General features: G+C 72.9%; 1 pseudogene. It reads right to left on the reverse strand.

Annotation, left to right across the window (positions count from 1 at the left end):
• Positions 1–395: pseudogene (locus tag ETC00_RS20230) on the reverse strand (NADP-dependent oxidoreductase); the annotation flags it as partial.

Here is a 395-nt window from a genome sequence, read left to right on the forward strand (position 1 = left end):
CGCCGGACACGACGACCACCTCGCCCGCCTTGGGCCGGCCCGACTCCATCAGCCCGAACCAGGCCGTGCGGCCGGGCATGCCCAGCACGCCGAGCGCCGTGGACGGCGGCGCCAGGGTTGGGTCCAGCTTGCGCAGCACCGAGTGGTGCACGCGGGCATGCGTCTGCCAGCCGAGCATGCCCTCCACCCAGTCGCCCACGGCCAGCGTGGGCACCGACGACGCCATCACCCGGCCGACGACGCCGGCCGTCTGCACCGTGTCGAGCGCATGCGGCAGCTCGTTGTAGGTCGGCTTGAGCGACTGGTTGATGCGCATATACGGGTCCACCGACCACCAGCGCGCCTCCACCAGCACCTCGCCGGCCGACAGCGCCATGGCCAGCGGCGTGGTGACC

The organism is Brevibacillus sp. MCWH, from assembly GCF_013096935.1.
GTDB classification, from domain to species: domain Bacteria; phylum Bacillota; class Bacilli; order Brevibacillales; family Brevibacillaceae; genus Brevibacillus; species Brevibacillus aydinogluensis.